The organism is bacterium (assembly GCA_023145965.1).
Taxonomy (GTDB): domain Bacteria; phylum UBP14; class UBA6098; order UBA6098; family UBA6098; genus UBA6098.
Map to the genome: position 1 here is coordinate 74,774 of JAGLDC010000035.1, position 8,524 is coordinate 83,297.

Here is an 8,524-nt window from a genome sequence, read left to right on the forward strand (position 1 = left end):
GTCGGCGCGTGCCGACCGAAACGGGTGGTGTATCTAAAGTAGTATTATGTCATTAGATTACAGATTTAGTTGAGACCTTAGGTTAAGGCCGCAGTTGTGGTAATCAGGTATCAAAATTGCTTCCTCATTGGAAGGACATCGATTATTTCTAATACCCACTACCTTTTAACTTTTTAAATTATAACTTGACAATTCAAAAACCTGTGTATAGTATTTCGTTTCTAGAATCAACCGATATGGAGGTAACGATATGAGAAAAAAAATACATCCTAAATACTACCAGGCGAAGGTCACCTGCGCTTGTGGAAGTAGTTGGACTGTTGGAAGCACCAAAAAAGAGATACAGCTTGATCTATGTTCCGCATGCCATCCTTTCTTCACAGGAAAACAGAAAATGGTTGACACCGCCGGTCGTGTGGAAAAATTCCGCAGAAAGTATGGCATCGTCGATAAAACGGCTGAAGCCATACAGAAAAAGAAATAACTCGATTTCGAGCTTGGTTTCAAAAAAACCGCCATCATTGGCGGTTTTTTGTTGTTTTATATTTCTAAAGCTATATTTTAAAAAGTTAATTCTTTGCAAGGAGAAAAATATGAATGATTTCTTTAGAAAAATTGAAACCAATTTCAAAAGCAGGGGAACATGCCTTTGTGTCGGACTCGACCCTGATCCTCTTAGAATCCCCGAGCGATATAAATCAAGCACAACCCCGATTTACGATTTTCTCGCGGACATTGTAAATGCAACCTCCGACTTGGTTTGTTCATATAAACCTAACATGGCCTTTTTCGAGTCTGCCGGCCCCGAAGGCCTTATTCAGCTTGCTAAGCTAATCGAACACATTCGCAATGTCGATCCGGAGATACCGATTATACTCGATGCCAAACGCGGCGACATCGGTAACACAGCAAAACATTATGCCACGACTATTTTCGATACCTATTCCGCCGATGGCACCACAGTCAATCCATACATGGGTGCAGATACACTAGAATCCTTTACTGATCGGCAAGAAAAAGGTGTCTTCGTCCTTTGCCTCACTAGCAATCCCGGCTACATCGATTTCGAAAACCTATCCGTTAAGGGCGATCCATTGTTCATCCATGTTGCGCGGAAGATGGCCGAGATAAACAGGAATGAGAATATCGCGCTGGTTGTAGGTGCAACACATCCGGCTGAGGCCGAAAAAATCCGCAATATCGCACCCGATCTACCTTTCTTGATGCCCGGCATAGGAGCTCAAGGCGGCGATCCCGCAATGATTATGAAGATTGGTAAAACCGCGAGCGGGCTTCCACCGATAGTTAACAGCTCCCGGAGCATCCTTTATCCAAAGGATGCTACTACTGCCTCCACGCGTGAAGCTGCACTCAAAACAAGAGACTTATTAAACAAATATATTAATTCCTAAGGAGATAAAATGCCGGAAAAAGATATTCTACAACGCCTTACAGAAACCGAAGCCATGCTCGAAGGGCACTTCCTTCTCAGCTCGGGTTTGCACTCGAATAAGTATATCCAATGTGCCAAGCTCCTTCAATATCCCGATAATGCCACCTGGGTTGGCGAAAAACTCGCTGAAAAGGTTTCAGTCGATGGTATAGAATTGGTCGTCAGCCCTGCAATTGGGGGGATAGTTATTGGCCAGGAGGTTGCCAAGGCGCTAGGAGTGCCTCATATATTCGTTGAAAAGGTTAACGGCACACCAACGCTTAGACGCGGTTTTTCAGTCAAGCCGGGGGCTAAGATTCTTGTTGTGGAGGATGTTATCACCACTGGTAAATCGACTAAAGAGGTTATCGATGTCATCGATGGCACAGGTGGCAAAGTCGTTGCTTTTAGCGCCATGGTTGACCGTGGTGGTTCAGCAAATATAAAGCTTCCTTTTGCGGCGCTATTGAAACTCGATATCGAGGTTTTTCAGCCTAACGACTGCCCTCTATGTAAATCCGGTATCCCGGTGGTTAAACCCGGCAGCAGAATACAAAAGAAATAGGCCAATTTTTTCACTTCTTACAACTATTTGATTGCTTAAAGAAGGCGCTTTTCTCAGCTACATCTCGCTGTCACGATTTTTGCTATTTTTAAGTTTTTGGTAGTAATATACATTTTCCCGCGCAAAAATCCCCATCGACCACCCCTCTGTCACGAAATTTGCATAGCGGGCAAATTTCGTGACATCGTCCTTCCCCGCGCCAGCGAGGGTTTTTTCTGGCGAAATAACAGCTTTTTTTATATTTGGGATTGCCTCTTATATATATTCTTTTACATATTGCTGAAATAATAAACTGCAATTAAATATACTGTTTTGGTTAGGGCTGGCATTTGAATCGCTTGTGTAAAAGATGTTTAGCGATTGACACACGATGTCGATAATCATATAATTTATCGAATTTTAAATCGATATGTGGAGGCAAATATGACTGAAATGAAAACTGATGTTCTTGCGATAAAAGAACTTGCAAACTCTGCTGATAAAATAAAAAAAGAAATTGCAAAAGTCATTGTCGGGCAAGAGAAGGTTATCGATGAGATGATGGTTGCACTTCTCTCGGGTGGCCATGTTCTTTTAATCGGTGTGCCTGGGCTTGCTAAAACACTCATGATCTCGACTTTGGCGCAGGCTTTAGATCTCAAGTTTAACCGTATTCAGTTCACGCCAGATTTAATGCCATCGGATATTACTGGCACAGAGATTCTCGAAGAGGATAGAACTAGCGGGACCCGGGTTTTCCGTTTCTTGAGCGGTCCAGTTTTCTGTAATATTCTTTTAACTGATGAAATAAACCGCACACCTCCAAAAACGCAAGCTGCGCTTCTTCAAGCGATGCAAGAACATGAGGTTTCTGCCGGGGATAAGACATTCAAGCTTGATATGCCGTTTTTTGTTCTTTCGACACAGAATCCCATTGAACAAGAAGGCACATACCCTCTCCCCGAGGCTCAACTCGACCGTTTCATGTTGAATATTTACATAGATTATCCCACAGAGAAAGAGGAGATGGAGATAGTCCGCTATACAACCGGTGCACGAATTCCTGTTGTTGAGAGTGTTTTAGATGCTACAAAGATAATCGAACTTCAGAACCTTGTTCGGCGTATCCCTGCAGCAGATTACGTAATTCAGTATGCAATCGATCTTGTGCGCAATAGCAGACCGGAGACAACGACACTCGACTATATCAAGAAGTGGGTTCGCTGGGGTGCTGGCCCTCGTGCAGGACAATTCTTAACACTTGGAGCAAAAACCGTTGCGGCTCTCGATGGTAGGGTTACACCGGGGATCGAAGATATTCAACAAATAATACTTCCGGTTTTAAGACACAGGATTATAACTAGCTTCACAGCCGATGCCGAGGGCATAACAACCGACGATATCATCAAAAAACTGGTGAAGGATATAGTTCCTCCAAAAAAATAAATAATCGAAATCGGTTAATAAAAATATTTCAAATTATTTGTTTTCTCGTAGAAGCACGAATTCGAGGTATGTGTTTAGTTCCCTAAATATAATGCGTTAATAAAAAAAGTGAATTTTCAGGGCCAATTCTTTAAATGCGCGAGATCGAAAACAACATAAAACAGTTTATCGATGAAAGCCAGTTCTTCGAGCTTAAATCGATACTCAACGAACTCGAGCCGATAGAGGTCGAGGAGCTTCTCAACGATCTGCCTCAAACGGATTGGATCATTGTATTTCGTCTTCTAACCAAAGACCTTGCTGCAGATGTTTTCACTGAACTGGAGCCAGACGAACAGGCCAAATTGATCGAGGAATTCCGCGAGTTTCGTGTTCGGGATATCATTCTAGAGCTCGATCCCGACGACCGCACCGAACTTTTCGAGAAACTTCCAACCGATGTTGTCCGAAGGCTTATCGAGTATCTCCCACTCTCAGAGAAAAAGCAGGCCTTAGAACTATTGGGTTACCCCGAGGATTCAGTTGGAAGAGAGATGACAACCGAATTTGTCGAGTTAAACGAGAATTGGACTGTTGAACAAGCCTTGTTGCATGTGCGCAAAACCGCACCGGATAAAGAAACAATTTATACTGCTTATGTCATTGGCCCCAAAAAAAAGCTAATCGGCGTTATATCGCTTAGGGACCTTCTCCTTGCTAACGATGATGAGATAGTGACTAATATCATGAATCCTCATGTTATCACTGTCAAAACCTCTGACCACAGGGAACTGGCGGCTCGCGAAATGATTAATTACAATTTCATCTCGCTTCCAGTCGTCGATTCAGAGGATCGCCTTGTCGGCATTGTGACGGTAGATGATGTTCTCGAGGTTTTAGAGGAGGAATTCACCGAGGACGTCGAACGCATGGCCGCAGTCGAGCCTACGGAAAAGCCTTATCTATCATCGAGTGTATGGAATCTCGTCCGAAGCCGTGTTGTTTGGTTAGCCTTGCTTCTTATTTTGGAAGGTTTGACTACGAGCATCATGGGGCATTTCGAGGAAATGATAGCTGGCATGGTTTTTCTAACCTTTTTTGTGCCAACACTCGTGGGTGTGGGTGGAAATACAGGCTCTCAGATAGCCGCTATGGTGATACGAGGATTAAGCATCGGAGAATTAACAAATAAAGATATTATGCGAATAATCGGCAAAGAAGCGCTGGTAGGATTGGTTTTGGCAATTATTTTAGCAATTTTGCTTTTCTTTAGGGCGTTAATTCTTAAGCCCCAAACAGATATCGCTATTGCAATAGCAGTTGCCCTGGGGATTGTGGTTTGGTTTAGCAATATTTCTGGGGCTTTATTGCCACTTGCGGCAAAAAAATTGGTATAGATCCGGCTGTTATGGCTGGGCCAATGGTAACTACCATAGTTGACATTGCCGGTATTGCTATTTACTTTGGAGTAATAAAGCTTATTCTTCTTTGATATTGAAGATTCACCCTTGCAAGGTTTTACTATTTACTTATATTTCGAATTATGGCTATTGAAAATAAAAAAGACCATTTAAAATATCTTAAGCCGGAAGTTATTGCACAACTCTCGAACATGGAGCTTCGTGCTCGATTTGTTGTTGAAGGATTTTTAGTCGGCTTACATAAATCGCCCTATCACGGTTTTTCCGTCGAATTTGCTGAATACCGACAATATAATCCCGGCGACCCAATTAAGAATATCGATTGGAAGGCTTATGGTCGAACCGATAGATATTATATTAAAGAGTTTGAGGAAGAGACAAACCTTAGGTGCTATATTCTCCTCGATTCCTCAGCTAGTATGTCTTTTGCATCGGAAGGTCACATACCTAAATTTGAATATGGTAGCTATTTAGCTGCAAGTTTCGCATATCTTATGCAGCTTCAAAAAGATGCCGTAGGATTCACAGTTTTCGACGAAAAAATTCGAGCCGAAAGACCACCTAGTAGCACTCGGGTTAATCTTTTTGAGATGTTACGGCTTTTAGAGGACATTAAGCCTTCAGGAAAAACCTCTTCTCCTGAGGTTTTTGGCGAGGTTGCCCAAAGAATCCGAAGACGCGGTCTCGTTCTTATTATCTCCGATTTATACGATGATCCCGAGCGCATGATGACAGCGATAAAACAGTTTCGTCATCGAGGGCATGAAGTTATCGTGTTTCATATAGTCGATCCACTGGAGATAGCTTTCAACTTCAAGGGTGAGACAGTCTTCACTGACCTCGAATCCTCCCGAAAGATACAGACTCAACCATGGGCCATGCGCGAGGAATATCAAAGGAAATTCTCGAATTATATTGACACAATAAAACTGGCTTGCGAAGATTCCAGAATAGACTATGAACTTATTAATACCACAAACACATTCGATGTAGCGTTGTTGGCTTATCTTCATAAGAGAAACAAGCTGGGATAGTTATATATTCAAAACAGATCAATTTGATAATAAGGGATGTCATACACGCAAAAGCGAGTATTCATATCAATAATTTTGTATTGAAATATTGGAGGTTAAATGCCAAATAAAATAGTCGAATGCGTTCCAAATTTCTCTGAAGGTCGCAACATGAAGATCATTGGAGAGATAACCGATACGATCAAAGCGGTGGAGGGAGCTGAACTCAAGGATGTCGATCCGGGGGCAGCTACGAACCGCACGGTCGTGACCTTTATCGGCACTCCGGAGGCGGTTTTGGAGGCGGCATTTAAGGCTATTGAAAAGGCCTCTAAAGTTATCGATATGCGCAAACACATAGGCGCGCATCCGCGCTTTGGGGCAACCGATGTTTGTCCTTTTGTGCCTGTCGAGGGTGTTACTATGGAGGATTGCATCGAGTTGGCTAATCTCTTAGGAAAAAGAGTGGGCGATGAACTTGGAATACCGGTATATCTTTATGAAAACGCTGCCAGCGACCAAAGGAGACGCAATCTTGCCTATGTTCGCAGGGGTGAATACGAGGGTTTATCGGAAAAAATGAAGGATCCGGAGATGATCCCAGACTTCGGACCGCGCGTATTTAATGAACGCTCGGGTGCAATAGCTATTAGCGCTCGGGAATTTTTAATCGCATATAATATTACTTTGAATAGCACCAATGCCAAACACGCCACCGACATTGCTTTCGAGCTCAGAGAAAAAGGCCGTTCGGTGCGAACTGGTAATACAGAACCATTCTACTACAATGGTGATCTTGTTAAATACGCTAATGGCCATTTGCCATGTGTAGAATGCGACTTTGTAACCGATAGCATAGAGAAACTCGAAAAACATTACTTGGAAAAGCACGAATATTCGATAAAAACACTTCTTGAGGAACACGAAACAAATCCCGATAAACTCGCAGGTAGGTCGGCCAAGAGACCGGGTATTTTCAGGCACTGTAAGGCTATAGGATGGTTCGTCGAGGAATATGGACGCGCCCAAATTTCTATCAATTTGACAAATTATAAAGTAACACCTCCGCATATCGTTCTCGAGAAGGCTCGTGAGTTAGCTGCAAAACGCGGCCTTGTAGTAACAGGAAGCGAAATAGTAGGTCTTGTGCCATATCAGGCTATGGATATGGCGGGGCGATATTATCTCGATAAACAGGGCAGCACAACTGGCCTTCCACCGGAGGATATTATCGCGGCAGCTATCTATTCGATGGGGCTTAGCGATGTCGCGAAGTTCGATCCTGTTGAAAAGGTTATCGGCTTACCAAAGCTCGCTGAAAATGCACTTATATCTCTCACTATAAAGGGCTTTGTCGATGAGGTCTCGCGGCCTTCGCCAGCACCTGGTGGCGGAAGTGTAGCGGCGTTATGTGGTTCAATAGGTGCTTCACTTGCTTCGATGGTGGCAAATCTCACATCACAAAAAACTATCTTGGGTGATTTCTCTGAAACCGTGAAAATTGCTGAAGAGGCCCAGGAGATAAAGGAGCGCCTTGCATCTACTATCGATGAAGACACTCAAGCCTTCAATGATTATCTAAAAGCTATTCGAATGCCTAAAGACACTGCAGAAGAGAAAACTGCCCGAAGTGCCGCAATTCAGAGTGGGCTTAAAACAGCGGTGTGTGTGCCGCTATCGACTGCTGAACTTTCACTTCGTGCGCTGGATCTTACCGGCAAAATTGCAATTATTGGAAACAAAGCATCGGTTTCCGACGCAGGAGTTGGAGCACAGGTGGCATATGCCGGTGTGGTTGGAGGCGTTCTTAATGTTCTTATTAATTTGCACGGCATCAAAGATGAAAATTATAAAACTGAAATGCAAGAGCGTTGCGTAGAAATTGAAACCAAGGCAAAAGGCCTTCTTGGCGAAACAATGCGAACAGTAAAGAATATTATCTCAGAACTTTGACGAAAGTGAGGGGAAATGGAGATATTACTGGCTCTTTATGCAATTACAATTTTGATTTTGGCATGGGCGATTTATCGACTTAATCGACAGGTTATAACCACAAGAGAAAAGGTTATCCGACTTGGAAAAAGGCTAAACGACACTTTATATAAAATCACAAGAACACCTGATAAAGGCCAAAAGACACAAACAGCAACAAGTTGTATCGATTTCGTTGAACCTGACAATTTAGAGAAAAGTGTAATATGTCCAAATTGCAAATCTAAGTGTTCCATAACAGCATATAAATGCCCCGTCTGCGGAACAGTCCTCTCAGATGGAGGGGACCCAGATGCCTGGGGCGAAAAGGATTCGTTTTAGAAGTAAACAAAAAGGTTCAGAATCAGATTCATAGAATAGTATTTATTCACTCTTGTAATAACATATCTTCCTAATAACATTGTTTTCCCCCTGAAAAAAAATTGCCTACAAAAAGGGGGGCGCCGCATTTTTCGCTTGGGAATTTATTGAAACCATACTATAATTAGTTTAACCATGAAATATACCGGAGCAAATAATCTGCACCACGGGCCCCACGCCTTTCGCGTAGGGGCTATCCCTCGCGGTCGCCCGAAGGTGGACACCCGCGCACAGGTTCACCGTAGAGGCGAGGTCTCAGACCCGACCGTTCGTGGATATGGCGGCGGCGTGCGGGAGGTTTTCAAAATCTCGTAGGGGACGCATGTATGCGTCCCGC

The 8,524-nt window shown here is 43.3% G+C and carries 10 protein-coding genes; all 10 read left to right on the forward strand.

Annotation, left to right across the window (positions count from 1 at the left end; all coding sequences use genetic code 11):
- The first annotated feature begins 250 nt into the window (after positions 1-250).
- The 10 genes from rpmE to KAH81_03875 all read left to right on the forward strand — a co-directional run bounded on the left by rpmE (position 251) and on the right by KAH81_03875 (position 8,502).
- Positions 251-484 carry a 50S ribosomal protein L31 gene (gene rpmE / locus KAH81_03830; protein MCK5832782.1) on the forward strand — a complete coding sequence of 78 codons (234 nt, stop codon included), beginning with the start codon at positions 251-253 and terminating at the stop codon, positions 482-484.
- A 109-nt stretch (positions 485-593) separates the two neighbouring features.
- On the forward strand, positions 594-1,412 hold the full coding sequence (gene pyrF / locus KAH81_03835) for an orotidine-5'-phosphate decarboxylase (protein MCK5832783.1): 819 nt from the start codon (positions 594-596) through the stop codon (positions 1,410-1,412).
- A 9-nt stretch (positions 1,413-1,421) separates the two neighbouring features.
- Positions 1,422-1,997 carry an orotate phosphoribosyltransferase gene (gene pyrE, locus KAH81_03840; GenBank protein ID MCK5832784.1) on the forward strand — a complete coding sequence of 192 codons (576 nt, stop codon included), beginning with the start codon at positions 1,422-1,424 and terminating at the stop codon, positions 1,995-1,997.
- Between the two features lie 423 nt (positions 1,998-2,420).
- Positions 2,421-3,422, forward strand: coding sequence for a MoxR family ATPase (locus KAH81_03845; GenBank protein ID MCK5832785.1), 1,002 nt, complete (start codon positions 2,421-2,423; stop codon positions 3,420-3,422).
- Between the two features lie 134 nt (positions 3,423-3,556).
- Complete coding sequence (gene mgtE, locus KAH81_03850; protein MCK5832786.1) at positions 3,557-4,798, forward strand: magnesium transporter; 1,242 nt, start codon at positions 3,557-3,559, stop codon at positions 4,796-4,798.
- On the forward strand, positions 4,768-4,893 hold the full coding sequence (locus KAH81_03855) for a magnesium transporter (GenBank protein MCK5832787.1): 126 nt from the start codon (positions 4,768-4,770) through the stop codon (positions 4,891-4,893). The genes mgtE and KAH81_03855 overlap by 31 nt, the downstream gene beginning before the upstream one ends.
- 51 nt (positions 4,894-4,944) lie before the next feature.
- The gene (locus tag KAH81_03860) at positions 4,945-5,856 is read left to right on the forward strand and encodes a DUF58 domain-containing protein (GenBank protein ID MCK5832788.1); all 912 of its coding nucleotides are present in this window, start codon (positions 4,945-4,947) and stop codon (positions 5,854-5,856) included.
- A 99-nt stretch (positions 5,857-5,955) separates the two neighbouring features.
- Entirely contained in the window at positions 5,956-7,788 is a 1,833-nt protein-coding gene (gene ftcD / locus KAH81_03865; protein ID MCK5832789.1) for a glutamate formimidoyltransferase, read from the forward strand.
- Between the two features lie 15 nt (positions 7,789-7,803).
- Positions 7,804-8,148: a hypothetical protein gene (locus KAH81_03870; GenBank protein MCK5832790.1), complete on the forward strand. Its 345-nt coding sequence runs from the start codon at positions 7,804-7,806 to the stop codon at positions 8,146-8,148.
- 174 nt (positions 8,149-8,322) lie between these two features.
- Positions 8,323-8,502, forward strand: a complete 180-nt coding sequence (locus KAH81_03875) for a hypothetical protein (protein MCK5832791.1) — start codon at positions 8,323-8,325, stop codon at positions 8,500-8,502.
- Positions 8,503-8,524: the final 22 nt, after the last annotated feature.

Bases quoted from the DNA above. Each gene is read 5' to 3' on its own strand.
- KAH81_03860 (MCK5832788.1), top strand. From the start codon at position 4,945: ATGGCTATTGAAAATAAAAAAGACCATTTAAAATATCTTAAGCCGGAA.
- rpmE (MCK5832782.1), top strand. From the start codon at position 251: ATGAGAAAAAAAATACATCCTAAATACTACCAGGCGAAGGTCACCTGC.
- pyrF (MCK5832783.1), top strand. From the start codon at position 594: ATGAATGATTTCTTTAGAAAAATTGAAACCAATTTCAAAAGCAGGGGA.
- KAH81_03870 (MCK5832790.1), top strand. From the start codon at position 7,804: ATGGAGATATTACTGGCTCTTTATGCAATTACAATTTTGATTTTGGCA.
- ftcD (MCK5832789.1), top strand. From the start codon at position 5,956: ATGCCAAATAAAATAGTCGAATGCGTTCCAAATTTCTCTGAAGGTCGC.
- pyrE (MCK5832784.1), top strand. From the start codon at position 1,422: ATGCCGGAAAAAGATATTCTACAACGCCTTACAGAAACCGAAGCCATG.
- KAH81_03845 (MCK5832785.1), top strand. From the start codon at position 2,421: ATGACTGAAATGAAAACTGATGTTCTTGCGATAAAAGAACTTGCAAAC.
- KAH81_03875 (MCK5832791.1), top strand. From the start codon at position 8,323: ATGAAATATACCGGAGCAAATAATCTGCACCACGGGCCCCACGCCTTT.
- mgtE (MCK5832786.1), top strand. From the start codon at position 3,557: ATGCGCGAGATCGAAAACAACATAAAACAGTTTATCGATGAAAGCCAG.